The sequence below is a fragment of the Nocardia sp. NPDC057668 genome (assembly GCF_042799795.1).
Classification (GTDB): domain Bacteria; phylum Actinomycetota; class Actinomycetes; order Mycobacteriales; family Mycobacteriaceae; genus Nocardia.
Map to the genome: position 1 here is coordinate 2,104,045 of NZ_JBHVIC010000001.1, position 17,058 is coordinate 2,121,102.

General features: G+C 70.2%; 16 protein-coding genes and 1 riboswitch. Of the genes, 8 read left to right on the forward strand and 8 right to left on the reverse strand.

Going from position 1 to position 17,058, the window contains the following annotated elements; translation table 11 throughout:
• Positions 1-193: 193 nt before the first annotated feature.
• Positions 194-391, forward strand: a riboswitch (cobalamin riboswitch).
• Positions 392-533: 142 nt separating this feature from the next.
• The 4 genes from metE (at position 534) to ACFVBH_RS09715 (ending at position 4,487) form a co-directional block, all read left to right on the forward strand.
• Positions 534-2,795 carry a 5-methyltetrahydropteroyltriglutamate--homocysteine S-methyltransferase gene (metE, locus tag ACFVBH_RS09700; RefSeq protein ID WP_379001062.1) on the forward strand — a complete coding sequence of 754 codons (2,262 nt, stop codon included), beginning with the start codon at positions 534-536 and terminating at the stop codon, positions 2,793-2,795.
• A 388-nt stretch (positions 2,796-3,183) separates the two neighbouring features.
• Positions 3,184-3,750: a TetR/AcrR family transcriptional regulator gene (locus tag ACFVBH_RS09705; RefSeq protein ID WP_379001063.1), complete on the forward strand. Its 567-nt coding sequence runs from the start codon at positions 3,184-3,186 to the stop codon at positions 3,748-3,750.
• A complete protein-coding gene (locus tag ACFVBH_RS09710; protein WP_379001064.1) occupies positions 3,747-4,307 on the forward strand; it encodes a hypothetical protein in 561 nt (186 codons plus the stop codon). Before ACFVBH_RS09705 ends, ACFVBH_RS09710 begins: the two co-directional genes overlap by 4 nt.
• Before the next feature lie 9 nt (positions 4,308-4,316).
• Entirely contained in the window at positions 4,317-4,487 is a 171-nt protein-coding gene (locus ACFVBH_RS09715; protein ID WP_354990283.1) for a DUF1737 domain-containing protein, read from the forward strand.
• Positions 4,488-4,497: 10 nt separating this feature from the next.
• Here the strand turns inward: ACFVBH_RS09715 and ACFVBH_RS09720 are convergent, their stop codons facing one another.
• Positions 4,498-5,400, reverse strand: a complete 903-nt coding sequence (locus tag ACFVBH_RS09720; RefSeq protein ID WP_354990284.1) for a helix-turn-helix domain-containing protein — start codon at positions 5,398-5,400, stop codon at positions 4,498-4,500.
• Between the two features lie 259 nt (positions 5,401-5,659).
• On the opposite strand from ACFVBH_RS09720, the gene ACFVBH_RS09725 reads away from it, so the two are divergent.
• Positions 5,660-7,081: a short-chain fatty acyl-CoA regulator family protein gene (locus tag ACFVBH_RS09725; protein WP_354990285.1), complete on the forward strand. Its 1,422-nt coding sequence runs from the start codon at positions 5,660-5,662 to the stop codon at positions 7,079-7,081.
• 221 nt (positions 7,082-7,302) lie between these two features.
• Here ACFVBH_RS09725 and recG read toward each other — a convergent pair whose 3' ends face one another.
• Positions 7,303-9,585: an ATP-dependent DNA helicase RecG gene (recG, locus tag ACFVBH_RS09730; RefSeq protein ID WP_379001065.1), complete on the reverse strand. Its 2,283-nt coding sequence runs from the start codon at positions 9,583-9,585 to the stop codon at positions 7,303-7,305.
• On the reverse strand, positions 9,586-11,397 hold the full coding sequence (locus ACFVBH_RS09735; protein WP_379001066.1) for a DAK2 domain-containing protein: 1,812 nt from the start codon (positions 11,395-11,397) through the stop codon (positions 9,586-9,588). It lies immediately after the preceding gene.
• Positions 11,398-11,666: 269 nt separating this feature from the next.
• Here ACFVBH_RS09735 and rpmB point away from each other — a divergent pair, with 269 nt between their 5' ends.
• Together rpmB and ACFVBH_RS09745 are read left to right on the forward strand one after the other, a co-directional pair.
• Positions 11,667-11,858 (forward strand): 50S ribosomal protein L28, encoded by a 192-nt coding sequence (gene rpmB / locus ACFVBH_RS09740; RefSeq protein ID WP_354990288.1) that lies wholly within the window; start codon positions 11,667-11,669, stop codon positions 11,856-11,858.
• Between the two features lie 121 nt (positions 11,859-11,979).
• Entirely contained in the window at positions 11,980-12,489 is a 510-nt protein-coding gene (locus tag ACFVBH_RS09745) for a GNAT family N-acetyltransferase (protein ID WP_354990289.1), read from the forward strand.
• Positions 12,490-12,493: 4 nt separating this feature from the next.
• Here the strand turns inward: ACFVBH_RS09745 and ACFVBH_RS09750 are convergent, their stop codons facing one another.
• The 3 genes from ACFVBH_RS09750 to ACFVBH_RS09760 are packed head-to-tail and all read right to left on the reverse strand — an operon-like array spanning position 12,494 to position 14,556.
• The gene (locus tag ACFVBH_RS09750; protein WP_354990290.1) at positions 12,494-12,754 is read right to left on the reverse strand and encodes a hypothetical protein; all 261 of its coding nucleotides are present in this window, start codon (positions 12,752-12,754) and stop codon (positions 12,494-12,496) included.
• Positions 12,755-12,811: 57 nt separating this feature from the next.
• Positions 12,812-13,489: a uracil-DNA glycosylase gene (locus tag ACFVBH_RS09755; protein ID WP_354990291.1), complete on the reverse strand. Its 678-nt coding sequence runs from the start codon at positions 13,487-13,489 to the stop codon at positions 12,812-12,814.
• Positions 13,490-13,536: 47 nt separating this feature from the next.
• Complete coding sequence (locus ACFVBH_RS09760; protein ID WP_379001675.1) at positions 13,537-14,556, reverse strand: thiamine-phosphate kinase; 1,020 nt, start codon at positions 14,554-14,556, stop codon at positions 13,537-13,539.
• Between the two features lie 308 nt (positions 14,557-14,864).
• Here ACFVBH_RS09760 and ACFVBH_RS09765 point away from each other — a divergent pair, with 308 nt between their 5' ends.
• Positions 14,865-15,491, forward strand: coding sequence for a DUF3515 domain-containing protein (locus ACFVBH_RS09765; RefSeq protein ID WP_379001677.1), 627 nt, complete (start codon positions 14,865-14,867; stop codon positions 15,489-15,491).
• Positions 15,492-15,500: 9 nt separating this feature from the next.
• Here the strand turns inward: ACFVBH_RS09765 and ACFVBH_RS09770 are convergent, their stop codons facing one another.
• Together ACFVBH_RS09770 and ACFVBH_RS09775 are read right to left on the reverse strand one after the other, a co-directional pair.
• Positions 15,501-15,839 carry a DUF6191 domain-containing protein gene (locus tag ACFVBH_RS09770; protein WP_379001067.1) on the reverse strand — a complete coding sequence of 113 codons (339 nt, stop codon included), beginning with the start codon at positions 15,837-15,839 and terminating at the stop codon, positions 15,501-15,503.
• A gap of 102 nt (positions 15,840-15,941) precedes the next feature.
• Positions 15,942-17,042 carry a D-alanine--D-alanine ligase family protein gene (locus ACFVBH_RS09775; RefSeq protein ID WP_354990294.1) on the reverse strand — a complete coding sequence of 367 codons (1,101 nt, stop codon included), beginning with the start codon at positions 17,040-17,042 and terminating at the stop codon, positions 15,942-15,944.
• Positions 17,043-17,058 lie beyond the last annotated feature (16 nt).

The window sequence follows — 17,058 nt, forward strand, 5'->3', positions numbered from 1 at the left end:
CGGTCGGTTGCGAATTTGTGTTCATCACCTGGACACATAGCCGATCGTGAGGTCCGCGCGCCGCGGTCCGCCGGATTCGCCGACTTGCTAACCCGAGGCAGTGAACGACCGCCCCGCACCGACCGGCCCCGAGGTGCCGATATGCTCGCGGGGCAATCGGTTCGCCGGGTGCGATCCAGCGATCGCGGCCGGCGTCGAAGCCGAACCTCTCGATCTCGGGCGGCTCGGTGAGAGGGAACCCGGTGAGAATCCGGGACTGTCCCGCAGCGGTATGCAGGAACGACCGCCGTCATGAGCACTGGGAAGCCTCCTGGGAAGCGACGGCCAGTAGGTCGGCCGATTCGGCCGGTGCCCGCGAGTCCGAAGACCTGCCGAATGCGCCGGATACGCCGTATCCGGCGGTCTCCGCCTCGTGGATTGGGTGGACGGACCGGCGGTTCCCGCACGCCGTGTACCGGCGTGCTCTCGGATGCCCGGGTTCGATTCCTACCCGCGGCGGTGGCCAGTGGCTTTCCAACACTGGAGACACACCTGTGACCAGCACTGCACCGTTCACCGCAACGGTTCTCGGGCTACCGCGCATCGGGCCCAAGCGTGAACTCAAGAAGGCCGTCGAGTCCTACTGGGCGGGACGCGTCGACGCCGGCGAGCTGCGGCGCGTCGCGCGCGATCTGCGCACCGCTCAGCTGACCGCCGCGGTCGAGGCCGGGTTGGACTCGGTGCCGGTCGGCACCTTCTCCTACTACGACCAGATGCTCGACACCGCCGTGCTCTTCGGTGCGCTGCCGCCCCGGGTGGCCGGCATCGACGATCCGCTGGACGCGTACTTCGCCGCCGCGCGCGGCAACGCGACGGTCGAACCGCTGGAGATGACCAAGTGGTTCGACACCAACTACCACTACCTGGTTCCGGAGCTGGGCGCCGAGACCGAGTTCTCCCTGCACCCGGACAAGCTGCTGACCGAACTGGCCGAGGCCATCCAGCTCGGGGTGCCCGCGCGCCCGGTGGTCATCGGGCCGCTGACCTTCCTGAAGCTGGCCAAGGACGCCGCGGGTGATCCGCTGGCCCGCGTCGACGCGCTGCTGCCGCACTACGTGGAACTGCTCCGGCAGCTCGCGACCGCGGGCGCGGGCTGGGTGCAACTCGACGAGCCGGTGCTGGTCACCGACCTGAGCGCGGACGAGCTGGCACTGGCCGGGCGCGTCTACAGCGAGCTGTCCGCCGCGGCGGACCGTCCGAAGATCCTGGTGGCGACCTACTTCGGCACCCCGGGCGCGGCACTTCCGGTGCTGGCCTCCACCGAGGTCGAGGGCATCGCCGTGGACTTCGTCGCCGGTACGACCGTCGACGAGGTCGCCGCGGTGACCACCCTCGGAACCAAGGTCCTGGTGGCCGGGGTGGTCGACGGCCGCAACGTGTGGCGGGCGGACCCGGACAAGGCGCTGGGCACCCTGGCCACGCTGCTGGGCAGCACCGGCGCGCTGGTGGTCTCGACCTCCAGTTCGCTGCTGCACGTGCCGTATTCGCTGGACGCGGAATCCGATATCGACCCCACGCTGCGGTCGTGGCTGGCTTTCGGCGCGGAGAAGATCGCCGAGGTTCGACTGCTGGCGACGGCGCTCCATGAGGGGACCGCCGTCGTCGCAGCGGATTTGGCGACCGCGCGCGCCGCGCTGGCCTCGCGCGCCGCCGATCCGCGCCTGCGCGACGACACCGTGCGCGCGCGGCTGTCCGCGCTGGGCGAGTCGGCGACCCGCCGCTCCCCCGCGGCCGAGCGCCGGGTGCTGCAGGCCGAGCGGCTGCCGCTGCCGCTGCTGCCGACCACCACGATCGGCTCGTACCCGCAGACCCCGGCGATCCGCAAGGAGCGCGCCGCGCTGGTCAAGGGCGACATCACCCCGGAGCAGTACCGCGAGCGCATGCGCGCGGAGATCGCCGATGTGATCGCGCTGCAGGAGAAGCTGGGCATCGACGTGCTGGTGCACGGTGAGCCCGAGCGCAACGACATGGTGCAGTACTTCGCCGAGCAGCTGCACGGCTTCCACTCCACCGCCAACGCGTGGGTGCAGTCCTACGGCACCCGCTGTGTGCGCCCGCCGATCCTGTTCGGCGACGTCACCCGCACCCGGCCGATGACGGTCGAATGGATCGAGTACGCGCAGTCGCTCACCGACAAGCCGGTCAAGGGCATGCTGACCGGGCCGGTGACGATTCTGGCGTGGTCGTTCGTGCGCGACGATCAGCCGATCGAGGACACCGCGCGCCAGGTCGCGCTGGCGATCCGGGACGAAACGGTGGATCTGCAGGCCGCGGGCATCCGGGTCATCCAGGTGGACGAGCCCGCCCTGCGCGAGCTGCTGCCGCTGCGCGCGGAAGACAAGGCGAACTACCTGGAGTGGGCGGTGTCGGCGTTCCGGCTGTCCACCGCGGGCGTCTCCGACGCCACCCAGATCCACACGCACCTGTGCTACTCCGAGTTCGGCGAGGTCATCGGGGCGATCGCCGAGTTGGACGCGGACGTGACCTCGATCGAGGCGGCGCGCTCGCACATGGAGGTGCTGGACGACCTCAACGCGGCGGGCTTCGCGCTCGGCGTCGGGCCGGGCGTGTACGACATCCACTCCCCCCGCGTCCCGAGCGTCGAGGAGATCACCACCTCGCTGCGCGAGGCGCTGGAAGCCGTTCCGGCCGAACGGCTCTGGGTGAACCCGGACTGCGGCCTGAAGACCCGCGGACCGGCCGAGGTGGAGGAGTCGCTGCGCAACATGGTCGCGGCGGCACAGGCGGTGCGCTAGCCCCGGCCGGTACGCGCCGGTTCGGTGATCGCGGGCGGACCGGCCGCTGGAATGCCGATCGGGTGGGTCGCACGGGACCCGTGCGCTGGTCCCGGCCGGTACGCGCGGGCCGGAGCCGGTCCGGTGATCGCCGGCGGACCGGCCAGCGCGCTGCCGATCGGGCGGGTCGCACGAGGCCCGTCCGGCAGTCGCGGCCGCTCGGCCGCCGAGTGAACGGGAAAGGCCCGCAGTCTCGACTGCGGGCCTTTCGCGTTTCGATATTCATCTGTGCCGCAGCATGTTTCACGACTCGACAGCCGACGCCGCACGGGCAGGCCGCATCCGAACGCGCCACGCGAACCCGGCGCGAGGGGTTGTTTATGACTGACCGGTCATTCATAATCAGAGCATGCCGAAGATGGTCGACAAGGCCGCACGACGGGAACAGATCCTCGATGCCGCAGCGAAGGTGTTCGCCCGCAAGGGTTTCGCCGCCTCACGCATCGAGGACGTGGCGGCCGCGGCCGGTATCGCCAAGGGCAGCGTGTACCTGTATTTCGGCAGTCGAGACGAACTCCTGACCGGCGTATTCGACAGTTACGCCGCCCGTTCCGCGGAGACCCTCGCGGATCTGGGCGACGGCCACGCGCTGGATCAGCTGGAGCGCCTGGTGCGCGGCACCGTCGAGCTGCTGGCCGCCCACCCGGATCACGCCCGGGTGCTGCTGGACGTGTGGGCCAACCCGCCCCTGGACATGACGGCCATGTACCGCGACTACCGCGCGATCATCGCCGAATTGCTCACGCGCGCACGGGCGGAAGGCGCCCTGCGCGCCGGGATCGATTCGGCGCACGCGGCCGTGATCGTCGGCGCGATCGAGGGCTGCCTCATTCAGACCCTGCTCGACCCCGAACTCGACCTGAACGATCTGGCCACCCCGCTGGTCCAGCTCTGCGTGGAAGGAATACGCGGATGACCATCACCGACCACCTCATCGCCCCCGGCGCCACCCGGGGTGAGACCGGCCTCGCCCTGGGAGCCGCATTCCTCGGCGCGGCAGCGGCTTTCGCGCTCGCGGTGCACGCCGGGTACACGGCGCTCACCATCGCGGTGATCACCTTCGTCGCCTTCGACATGTTCGGCGGCGCGGTCGTGAACGCCACCACCTCCGCCAAACACCACTTCCACCGCGACTCCCGCACCGCGCGCCACCGCCTGGGCTTCGTGGCCATCCACGTCCAGCCCTTCCTGCTGGCCTGGGTCACCCCCGGCTTCACCTGGGCCACCGCGGCCGCCATCTACGCCACGGCCCTGTGCTGCGCCCTCCTGATCACCTCCTCGCCCCCGAACCTGCGCCGCCCCAGCGCATTCGCCGTCACGACCTTCGCTCTGGTCTGCGTGACCGCCCTGCTCACGGTCCCGCAGGCGCTGGCCTGGTTCGCCCCGGTCCTGCTGATCAAACTGCTACTGGCGCATCTGCTCCCGGTGGACCCGCATCCGCTCCCCGGGTCGCCGGCCCCGGCCGCCGCCTAGGCTCGGGCCATGACCGAGCCACTGCGCTACCGACTCGTCACCGGCCCCGATGACGCGACCTTCTGCGAGCGCGTCAGCGCTCTCCTCGCCGAGGGCTATCACCTGCACGGATCGCCCGCGATCACCTTCGACGGCGCCCGCGTGATCGCCGCCCAGGCCGTGGTTCTCCCCGGGGAATGATCGCCGCGAATCAGCCGCGGGGCAGTCGATGGTGTTCGAGGCCCGCGCCGATCCGGCCCGCCGTGTCCGCGAGTTCGGTGAGATAGCGACGGCGCTCGGCGCGGGTCACCGCCACGCGCAGCGGCCCGATCTGGAGCTCCATGACGGCGCGGCCGGCGGCGTCGAAGACCGGGGCGCTGATGTAGCTCACCGGCAGGGGGATGTCGCGGTCGAGGGTGGGCTGGTCGTAGGCGCTGCCGATGATGGTGGCCAGCTGCGCCAGGACACGACCGCGCAGTTCACTGCTGGTGGGGATTTCGGCGAGGTGGTCGACCACCTCGGTGAGGACCCGGACCGCGGGCATGCTGTCCGCCTCCAGCCGCCAGGCGCAGTGCCCGCTCTCGCGCACCGTGTCCAGCACGGCCAGGAACTCCTCGCGGCGTTCGGGCCCGCGGGTGCCGAGCCAATCCCGCTGTCGCACACCACTGGCGTGCGCGATGATGCCCGCGCCCGCGGGGGCCAGCAGCGGAATCCGGGCCCCGGATTCGATGCCGACCGTCACCCGGTCCCGGGTGACCGCCAGGAATTCCAGGTACTCGCCGTCGAGGGCCGTCAGCGCCGCGCCGCAGTCGATGCGCTCGGCCAGCCGTTCCAGTTCGGCGTTCAGCCACGCGCGATCCCGGCGCGAATCGGCCGCGCGCAACCCGAGCGCGGCCAGCGCCGGGCCCAGCTCGTACCCGAGGTCGGGCCGCCGCCGCGCCCAGCCGCGTTCGACCAGCGCGGCCAGAATCGCCCCGGCCGTGGAACGATTCAGCTCCAGCCGGTCCGCGATCTCGGCGGAGGTCAGCGGCCCGTGCCGGGCGGCGAGCAGTTCCACGATCGAGATCACGCGCTGGGTGGGTGGGGAGCTGTCGGCCGTCTTGCCAGCGGGCACGCGGGTCTCCTAGTCGTCGGCGAACTTCAGGTCACTCCGCTGCTGGGGTGATGCCGGTCGGTTTTCGACGCCCGGTTCGGCCACGGCGAACGTACGCCCCGCGTACGATGAGTGCCCAGTGAGCATGGTGCCCAAACACCGAATTCGCATGCTACGCAGCCGCGCTGGGGACGGGAAACCGCTCGCAGGAATAAGAAGTAATAGGCAGTCCGGCCAATACTGCGATGTTTGCGAAGCAGGATCGGTACGATCCTGCACTGTGCGCAAGATGTATGCGGGTGCTCGACTACGGCGGTTGCGCGAGGAACGGCGGATGACCCAGGCGGCCTTGGCCAAATCCCTGGATCTGTCCCCCAGCTACCTCAACCAGCTCGAGCGTGACCAGCGGCCCCTCACCATTCCGGTGCTCCTGAAGCTGAACTCGACGTTCGATCTGGATGTTCAGTTCTTCGCCGCCGACTCCGACGCTCGCCTCGTCTCGGACCTACACGAGATCCTGGTCGAGGCCGCGGGCGGCAACGCGGCCCCCGTGGCCGAGGTGGAGGATCTCGCCACCCGCATGCCCGAGGTCGCGAAAATCGTTGTGGCCATGCATCGCCGACTACGCGCGGCCACCGATCAACTCGACCTCCTCTCCGCGAAGGTCGCCACCCCGGCCGGCGCGCCGGGCGTGCCGATGCCGTACGAGGACGTGCGCGACTTCTTCTACGACCATCACAACCACATAGCCCAGCTCGACCTGGCCGCCGAGCGCCTGTTCGAGGACTGCGGACTCACCATCGGCTCGCTGGACCGCCAGCTCGCCCGGGTGGCCGAGGAACGCGCGGGCGTCACCGTGCTGGTGCGCGGCGACGGCGCGGACCCGAATGTGCCCAAACGCCACTACGATCCGGAGACCCGGACCCTGACCCTGGCCCGAAGACTCCGGCCCGGACAGCGCGCCTTCCAGATCGCCACCACCCTGGCGTTCCTGCTGCACGGCAATCTGCTGGACGAGGTGCTCGACGAAACCCCCACCCTCACCGGCGAATCGCGCACCCTGGCCCGGGTGGGCCTGGCCAACTACTTCGCCGGCGCGCTGGTGCTGCCCTACAGCAAGTTCCTGCGCTCGGCCGAGGAATTGCGGTACGACATCGACCTGCTGAGCCTACGTTTCGAAGTCGGCTTCGAAACCGTGTGCCACCGCCTGAGTACGCTGCAGCGCCAGGGCCAGCGCGGGGTGCCGTTCTTCCTGATCCGTGCGGATCGCGCGGGCAACATCTCCAAACGCCAGTCCGCCACCGCCTTTCACTTCTCCCGCGTCGGGGGCAGCTGCCCGCTCTGGGTGGTGCACGACGCCTTCGCCCATCCGGGCCGCATGCTCACCCAGATCGCGGTCATGCCGGACGGCCGCCGCTATCTCTGGATAGCGCGGACCACCACTCCCACCCCGACCGGATTCGGTTCCGCCGGAAAAGATTTCGTCATCGGCCTGGGCTGTGACATCGAATACGCCGACCGGCTGTCCTATTCGACGGGCCTGCCGCTGGAGGACCCGGCCGCCGCCACCCCCATCGGCGCGGGCTGCAAGGTCTGCGAGCGCGCCCAGTGCACCCAGCGCGCCTTCCCGCAGATCGGCCGCCCGCTGGCGATCACCGAGAACACCAGCACCGATCTCCCGTACCCGCGAATACCGCGCTGACCACCGCACGTTGCCGCATCGGCGGCGGGCATCCGCCGTCCCGTGGAACACACTCGGGCACAAGAGATCACATCGCGACCGAACGATTCGACAGCGGTCGTGCGATCGGCGCCGCGCGCCAGTTCGCGGCCGCCCACCGCTCGCTCACGCCCGATCGCGGCCGCGGGGCACACGCACGCGAGCGCGAACCCGGCCGAGTGCACCGAACGCTCACCGGGCGTTCAGGACTTGGCCAGGTACTCCAGCCGCTCACCGTCGACCGCGGCCCGCATCATTCTCGCCAGCCCCTGATGCTCGGTCAGGCCCGGATCGGACGCCACCACCTCGCGCGCCAACTGCTGTGCGGCGGTGATGACTTCGAGGTCGTCCAGCAGCGAGAGCAGGCGCAGGCTGCGGGCGGTGCCGGACTGCGCCGAACCGAGCACGTCGCCCTCGCGGCGCTGGCGCAGATCCAGGACCGCCAGTTCGAAACCGTCGGTGGTGGCGGCTACCGCCTCCAGGCGCGCCATGGCGGTGCCGACCGGATTGGTCTCGGTGATGAGCAGGCACAGTCCCGCGTGTTTGCCTCGGCCCACGCGCCCGCGCAGCTGATGCAGCTGGCTGACGCCGAACCGGTCGGCGTCCAGAATCGCCATCACCGTGGCGTTGGGCACGTCCACGCCGACCTCGACGACCGTGGTGCACACCAGCACGTCGATCTCGGCGTCGTTGAAGGCCCGCATGACCCGGTCCTTCTCGTCGGTGGGCAGCCGGCCGTGCAGCAGCCCGACCCGCAGATCCGCCAGCGCCCCGGTCCGCAGCATCTCGTAGATGTCCACGGCCGAATGCGTGGTCGGCCCCTCCTTCTCCGGTTCGTCCTTGGCCTTGCGCGCCTTGGTCTTTCCGCCCGTGGCGTCCTTCTCCTCTTCGTCGCCGATGCGCGAGCACACCACGTATGCCTGCCGGCCGGCGCCCACTTCCTCGTGGATCCGCTCCCACGCCCGGTCCACCCAGGCCGGTTTCATCTTGGCGGGCACCACCTTCGAAGTGATGGGTGAGCGCCCGCGCGGCAGCTGGGTGAGGGTGGAGGTCTCCAGGTCGCCGAGGGTGGTCATGGCGATGGTGCGCGGGATCGGGGTCGCGGTCATCACCAGCAGGTGCGGGCTGATGCCGTTCTTGGCCTTGGCGCGCAACGCGTCCCGCTGTTCGACGCCGAAGCGGTGCTGTTCGTCGACCACCACCATGCCCAGATCGAAGAACTCCACCGACTCCTGGATGAGCGCGTGCGTGCCGATGAGGATGCCCGCGTCGCCGGTGACCGCGTCCAGCAGCGCCGCGCGCTTCTGCGCGACGGACATGGAACCGGTGACCAGCACCAGCTTGGTGGCGTTGTCCTCGGCGCCGAGTTCCCCGGCGTTGCCGAGATCACCGAGCATGTTCTTCAGCGAGCGATAGTGCTGTGCGGCAAGAACTTCGGTCGGCGCGAGCAGCGCGCACTGCTGACCGTTGTCCACCACCTGCAGCATCGCCTCCAGCGCGACGATCGTCTTGCCCGAGCCGACCTCGCCCTGCAGCAGCCGGTGCATGGGGTGGGTGCGGGACAGATCCGCGGAGATCTCCTCGATGACCGTGCGCTGTCCCTCGGTCAGTTCGAAGGGCAGGCGCTTGTCGAACGCGGCGGCGATGCCGTCGCTGCGCGGCGGGCTGGGTTTGGCGGCGCGCCCCTCGGTCCGGTGCCGCCGTTCGGCCAGCACCAGTTGCAGGGCCAGGGCCTCGTCGAAACGCAGTCGCCCCCGGGCCTGTTCGATATCGGTCTTGCTCTCGGGCAGATGAATGAGCCGCAGCGCCTCGGACACCCCGAGCAGCCCGTGTTCGTCGCGCAGCTCCTGCGGCAGCGGATCCTCGATGGGATCGAGCTGATCGAGCACCTGCCGCACGCAGCGCAGCAGATCCCAGCTCTGCACCTTGGCGGTGGCCGGGTACACCGGGATGAACTCGCGCTCGAAGAACGAGACGTCCACCCCGCCCGCGCCCTTCGCGCTCTGCGCGAGTCCGCGCAGCGCCCCGCCGCCGCGCACGCTGGTCAAACTCTCCAGGGAGCCGTCGCCCTTGTCGGGCAGGATCAGGTAGTCCGGGTGCGAGAGGTTCCAGCGATCGGGACGCCACCAGTGCACGGTGCCCGACATCATGGCGCGCCCCCCCTCCTTCACCAGGTAGCGCACCTTGTCGCCGTTGAAGAAGGTCACCTCGATCGGGCGGGCCGAACCGGTGTCCAGGTTCACCTTGAGCAGGCTGCCGCGCCGGTTCTTCATCGGGCGCAGTTCGGTTTTGGTCACCCGGCCCATGACGGTGATGTGCTGCCCCTCCTCGGGGGCCTCCTCGGTGAGGGGCTGGCCCTGGGTGGCGTAGCGCAGCGGGTAGTGCCGCAGCAGATCCTCGACGGTGTGCATGTCGAAGGATTCGAGCAGCGGTTCGGCGGCCTTGACCCCGAGCACGTGGTCGAGCCGATCACCCAGTGTCGCCATCTATTCCACCCCGATCTGCACCAGATCCCGGGCTTGCCCGCCGGGATAGACCACCACCTCGACGCCCGGGAAGGCCCCGGCGATGTGCTCGGTCAATTCTTCGGAAAGTCCTTGCGGCGCATCGGCTCCCATGAGCATGGTGACCAATTCCCCACCGAGACCGAGCATTCGGTCCAGCAGGATGCGACCGGTGGCGCGCACGTCGCGATCGATCACCACCACGTCGTGGCCGACCAGCCCGAGGCCGTCGCCCGCCTCGCAGGTGCCGACCATGGTGAGTGCGCGCTGCGGCGCGATTCGCACAGCGCCCCAACGGGTTCCGGCCGCTGCCTCGGACATGGCGAACGCGTCGTCGACCGCCTTGCGGCCGCTGTCGTGCATGGACAGCGCCGCCAGGCCCTGCACCATGGAACCGCTGGGCAGCATGAGCACCTCGCGCACCCCGTCCCGCGCGGCCACGCTCACCGCCACCAGTTCGGGCGCGGGCAGCGCGCCGTTGGGCAGCACCAGCACCTCCCGATGCGGCAGTTTGCGGATCGCGGCGAGCAGCGCGGCCACGGTCACCTCGCCCTCGAGCACCTCCGCGCCCGCCTGCTCGAACAGGCGCACCGTGCCCGCGCCGGAGGCCACCACCAGAATCGCGCGGTCCACCGGACCGGTCCGCGCGTGCGCGGAGGTCTCGAGCGTCTCGACACGGATCCCGCTGAGCCGCCCGGCTTCCAGGCCCGCCTCCACGGCCGCGCCCGCGTCGGCGCAGTGCACGTGCGCGGACCACATATCGTCGCCGCCGCCCACCACGACGACCGAATCGCCCAGTTCCCCGAGCCGGTCCCGCAATACCCGGATGCGTTCGGCGTCGGAATCGCGCAGCAGATACATGACCTCGTACTGGGGAGCGAGGCCGAGCGAGCCGGCCCACCCCGGGGCAGCTCCGGCCGCGACGCTTCCGGCGATGCTCGCGGCACCGTCCCGCGACGATTCCACCGCGGCGGCCCCGGCAGTATCACGTACGTACCGCGGGCGAGCCGTGGCCTGCCCGCCGCTCACGGCGACGAGTTCGTCCAGCAGCACCAGCAGCCCGCGCGCTCCGGCATCGACCACCCCGGCCTGGCGCAGCACACCCAATTGCGCCGGCGTCTCGCCCAGCGCCTCGGCCGCACCGTCCGCCGCCGCCAGCGCCACCGCCGCCAGACTCGGCTGCGGGCACTGCTGCGCACATTCGGCCGCCCGATCGAGCACGGTGAGCATCGTGCCCTCGACCGGCGAGCTCAGCGCCTCCCGCACCAGGAACGCGCCCCGGCGCAGCGCGACCCGCAGACTCATCGCGGTGAGCGGACCCTCGCGCACCGCGTCGGCCACCCCGCGCAGCACCTGCGACAGGATGATCCCGGAGTTCCCGCGCGCCCCGATGGTCGCCGCGCGAGCCATCGCACCGGCCACCTCCCACGCCGCCGGCGCGGTGTGCCGGCCGGTCGCCCGGACATCCGCGATGTCACCGATGCCGAGCCGGTCGGCAGTGCCGGGCATGGTGGCCGCGCCGGGGCCGTCCGCGCGCTCACCCGCGATCACGCTCCGCGCGAGTTCGGGCGGGGCGAGTTCGTTCGCCGCGCGCACCGCGGCGCGCATCGTGCTGAACAGATTGGTGCCGGTATCGGAATCCGGGACCGGGAACACATTCAGGGCGTTGATCTCGTCGCGATGGCGTTCCAGACTTTCCAGGCAGCGCCGGCCCCACAGCAGCAGCGCAGATCCGTCGAGCGCGTCCCCTACCCCGGGCACCGGCACCGTCCTTCCACCACACGTCGTGTCCATGTCCACCCCGGCAGCCAGCCTAGTCCGCGATGCCGACACCCGGCGCTCACCTGCCGTTCGTCTGTGTTCCCACGGGCGTACGCGGGGGGCAATTGGACACGCCGGGCGAGGGGACGTTAGTCTTGTGCGGTTGCCCGACGCGGGCACTGAACCTCTCAGGTCTCAGAAACGCGTTCGCCAGCGGATCGCTGGCAGGCACGTACCAAGACATTAGATTCCGGACACGCTATCGCAGTGGGTCCTCACATGACATGAAGGAGCTCGCGACTATGGCTGCCGTCTGCGACGTTTGCGCCAAGGGCCCCGGCTTCGGTAAGTCGGTTTCGCACTCGCACCGGCGCACCAACCGTCGCTGGAACCCGAACATTCAGACCGTGCGCGCCCTGGCTGCCCCCGGCAACACCAAGCGCATGAACGTGTGCACCTCCTGCCTCAAGGCGGGCAAGGTCGTCCGCGGCTGATTTCCAGCTTTCGAGAACCCCGATCATTCGAGCCTTCGGATGATCGGGGTTTTTGTTGTCCCCGGCATCGAGCGCCCGCGCCACCCGCGACGATCGCTCCCGGCCCGATGAAAGCCGCCCGATGAACGAATGGCGCGTTGTACCGCTCGGTCCCGAGCACGTCGACAGCCTGGCCGAATGCCATATCGCGTGCTGGCGCGAGGCGTACCGGGAACTCGTGCCCGCGCACGTGCTGGCCGCCTTCGACGTGCGGCGCGGGGCGGCGCGATGGGAGCGAACCCGCGCCGCGGGCATCCTCCGGATCATGGTCGCGGTGCACACCGATCCCGTGCACGGGGATACCGTCATCGGTTTCGCGAGCACCGGCCCCGCCAGAGACGAGTCACCGGTCGCCGCACACGAACTGAGCGCCATGTACGTGCGTGCCCGGTGGTACGGGACCGGTGTGTCCCACGATCTGATGCGCGCGGTGCTGGCCGAGGACGCCGATACCTACCTCTGGGTGTTCGAGGAGAATCCGCGCGCCCTGGCCTTCTACCGCACCTGCGGTTTCCGGCTCGACGGCGAACGCCGGGTCGAAGCCTTCACTCCCGCAATCGAAGTACGCATGGTGCGCCGCGCGAGCCGATGAGGCTCTAGTTGTGACCCGTGAAGCAGTCCAGCTGCTGGCTCAGCGACTGGAAGATGCACGCCACCCGCGAGGTCACGCCCGAGGAGGCGGTCGTCGCGCTGTTGGTGTCGAACAGGCTGGCCACCGGCGTGGTGTTGGTGGTGGTCGTGGCCGCCGGAGCCGCGGGCTCCAGGGTCAGCGGCGCGGCATTGGCCGCCGCCGGGACGGCGAGGGCCGCACCCGCGACGAGCGTGACGAAAACACCACGGGCGGTCTTGTTCTGCATACGCAAGCTCCTATTGCTATCGAATCCCCGCCGAATCAATGGACCCGGCGAATGCCGTTACGGCAGTCGCCAGTCCACCGGCGCGGCACCCAATGTACCGAGCAATTCGTTGGCGCGGGAGAACGGACGAGATCCGAAGAATCCGCGCGAAGCGGACAACGGTGAGGGATGGGCGGATTCGAGATACGGGGTGCCGCCCAGCATCGGCTTGAGGGTGGAGGCGTCCCGGCCCCACAGAATCGCCACCAGCGGCTGATCGCGGGCGACGAGCGCGCGAATCGCCTGCTCGGTCACCTTCTCCCAGCCCTTACCGCGATGCGAGGCCGCCTGGCCCGGCTGCACGGTGAGCACTCGGTTCAGCATGAGGACGCCCTGATCCGACCACGGCGACAGATCGCCGTTGGACGGGGTGGGGAGGTCGAGATCCTTGGTGTACTCGGAGAAAATATTGCTCAAACTCCGCGGCACCGGCGAAACATCCGGCGCCACAGAGAAACTCAGCCCCATGGCATGGCCCGGGGTCGGATAGGGATCCTGGCCGACGATGAGCACCCGCACCTTGTCGAAAGGCCGCTGGAACGCGCGCAGCACATCGTCCCCCTTGGGGAGATAGCCACGCCCCTCGGCGTTTTCGGTGCGAAGGAATTCGCCCATCGCGGCGATGTTGTCGGCCACCGGTTCGAGGGCCTCCGCCCAACCCGAATCCACGACTTCCGAAAGTGGTTTGTTGCCCATGTCGGGAGAACATATCGTGCCCGGAATCCCGGCGGAATGGCACCCGGCTATGTGAAGGATTCCCAACCGGTGGGTCCGGTTCGCACCGCGCCGTCCACCGTCACGCCCGCCCCGGCGAGCACCCGCCCGACGACCAGCCAGCCGGGCGGCACCGCGGCGGCATCGGCGAACGTCGCGGCGAACGCGTGGTCCTCCCCACCAGCGAGAATCCACTCCAGCGCGTCCCCGCCGAGCGTTTTCGCGATGATGTCGAGCGCCGGATCGCCCAGCGACGCGGAGTCGAGATCGATGGCGACGCCCGAGGATTGGGCGATGTGGCCGAGATCGGCGAGCAGTCCGTCCGACACATCGGTCATGGCGGTGATGCCCGCATCGCCCGGCAGTCCGAGCACCGCGTCGTACGGCGGCTGCGGAACCCTGTGCACGGCAACGGCATCGGCGAGCAGACCGGCGTCGGCTGCGGCCGGATCCACCGATTCGGGGTGCCCTCCGGCCGACAGCACCGCCAGTCCCGCACCGGACCAGCCGAGCAGCCCGGCCACGGCGACCACATTCCCCGGCCGCGCACCCGAACGCAGAATCGGTTCCCGCGCAACGGGATCCCCGAACGCGGTCACCGAGATCACCAGCAGCGGGCTGCGCACGAAATCGCCACCCGCGATGGAGGCGCCCGCGCGCGCGGCCTCGGCCCACATGCCGTCGGCCAGTTCGGTGATGAAGTCGACCGGGGTGTCCGACGGACAGCCCAGCGACACCACGAACGCGCTCGGGGCCGCGCCCATGGCCACCACGTCGGCCGCGTTCTGCGCGATGGCCTTGCGCCCGATGTCCCGCGGCCCGGACCAGTCCAGCCGGAAATGCCGGTCCTGCACCAGCATGTCGGTGGTCACCACGTAGCGCCCGGCGGGCGCGGCCAGCACCGCCGCGTCGTCCCCCGGACCGAGCAGCACACCCGGGGCCTGCACGCGCCCGGCGTTGATCGCCTCGATCAGCGCGAACTCCCCGGCGTCGCGCACCGTGCGCGGATCACGGCCGGTCGCCGAGGTCTCCGCGCCCGGAGCGGACAACCGCGCGTCGCCGGCGCCCGCGGGCGAATTGCTGCTGGTGGTGATGGGGGTCTCCTCGCGGGTGAGTGGCTGCGGGCGGCGGACGCATCGACGGTACCCTCGGACACGCAATCGACGACCACCAGCCGGGACGCGCTGTGCCCGGCACGGCACGATCGGGGACCGACGACCGGATGAGCAACGACACCAGCGGCACGGAAGCCCACGGCACCACGCCGGACGCCGCCGCCGATCCGGCCACCCCTGTTCCGGCCACCCCGGCGAAGCCCGAGACCGACGCGGGCGATTCGGCCGTATCCAAGCCCGAATTGGGCAAACGCACCTCCGGAAAGAGCGCGGCCCCGGCCGATCCCGGCGATACCACCGAAGCCGAGGCCGACAACGAGGCCGACTACGAAACCCGCCGCTCCCCCGCGCTGATCGCGACGGCCGTCGCGCTGCCGGTAGCGCTCGTGGTGGGCGTGCTCGTCGCAGGCGTCATCGCCAACCGCAATCCGGCCCGCGAGCCCCTGGCCCTCGGCTCGGTCCCCGCGCCGGGCGCGCCGGGCCCGCAGTGCACGGCGCTGCTCCCCGAACTGCCGCAGACCATCGGCGACTACACGACCGCCGAACTGGTCGAGCCCGCACCGCAGGCCACCAAGGCGTGGCAGCTCCCCGACGGCGGCGAGCCCCTGGTCCTGCGCTGCGGCCTGGACCGCCCCCTGGAGTTCAACCGCGCCTCCCCGCTACAGGTGGTGAACGGCGTGAACTGGTTCGAGGTCCGCGACGAGACCAGCGGCGCGACCTCCGGCACCTGGTTCGCCGTGGACCGCGGCACCTACATCGCCCTGACGATGCCGAACACGGCGGGACCCACTCCCCTGCAAGAGGTTTCGGACGCGATCACGAAGACGATCCCCCAGCAGCCGTTGGACCCGAACCCCCTCCCCAACTGAGCCGGACGGTCAGGCCCGGCGTAGTTTCGCGGTGCCCGAGGTGAGATCCACGGCGAAGCCGTCGGTGCCGTCGCCCGGGTTCTCCCGGTGCATGAGCACGGACTGGCGCTGTTCGAACTCGGCGCGCTTGCCGTTGCTGAAGATGGCGTCGAACTGCTCGAACCCGATGGCGGCGGCGCTGCGCTGCTCGTCCTCGTCCCCGCGCATCCACGGCAGCCCGGTGCGGCCGGTGACCCTGCGGTAGGCCACTTCGGCGAACGCCACCGCGATTATCAGGATGGCCAGGCCCGGGATCGTCATCGCCATGATCACCCCGTCGAGGGTACCCAGCGCGGCGGCCGCCGCCATCCCCCAGCGGTACTACGGACACACCTCGGGCCGCGCCGCCACGCGGCACGGCCCGTTGCGAGAATTCGGCGCCTTGCGAGAATTCGGCGCCCCGGACAGCAATCAGCGCAGGCCGGTGCCCCGCGCCAGCGCGGTCTCGACCAGCGTGCTCACCAGCGTCTGCCGGTCCAGCCCGGTGGCCTCCCACATCTTCGGGTACATGGAGATGGCCGTGAACCCGGGCATCGTGTTGATCTCGTTGATGACCGGCCCGTCCGCGGTCACGAAGAAGTCGACCCGAGCCAGCCCCTGGCAGTCCAGTGCCTTGAACGCGGCCACCGCGGTCTCGCGGATCTGCTGTGCCACATCGTCGTCCAGCTTGGCCGGCACGTCGAACTCGCACACGTCGTCGAGGTACTTGGTGTCGAAGTCGTAGAACTCGGGGCCCTCCGGGGTTTCCTCGGGCATGCGGATCTCCGCCACCACACTGGCTTCCACCCGGCCGTCCGGGAATTCCAGTACGCCGCACTCGACTTCGCGGCCGACGATCCCGGCCTCCACGATCACCTTCGGATCGTGCAGGCGCGCGGCGGAGATGGCCTCGTCGAGGCGGTCCCAACTGTCGACCTTGGTGATGCCGATGGAGGATCCGCCGCGTGCGGGCTTGACGAACACCGGCAGGCCCAGCCGGGCCCGGTCGGCCTCGCTCACCGTCGGCACGCCCGGGCGCAGCACCACCTGGGTGCCGATCGGAAGCCCCTCGGCGGCAAGGAGTTTCTTGGTGAACTCCTTGTCCATGCCGGCCGCGCTGGCCAGCACGCCCGGCCCCACGTACGGCAGTCCCGCCAGCTCGAGCAGGCCCTGGAGCGTGCCGTCCTCACCGAAAGCGCCGTGCAGCACCGGGAATACCACGTCCACGCTGTCCAGCACCGCGTCCGCGCCGTCGAGCGGCACCAGGCTGCCGGAGCGGCTGGGATCCGCGGCCAGGGTCAGGGTGGTGCCCTCGACGCCGACCGAGGGCAGTTCCCGTCCGGCGTCCGCGGTCAGCACCGCAGAGTCCGCGGCACTGAGCACCCAGGTGCCGTCGCGGGTGATGCCGATCGGAACCGCCTCGTACCGTTGCGGATCGAGGCTGCTCAGCACAGTGCGAGCCGACACGCACGAGACGCCGTGCTCATTGCTGCGGCCGCCGAAAACCACCGCCACCCGGATCCTGTTGGTCATGCCCGGAACCCTAGCG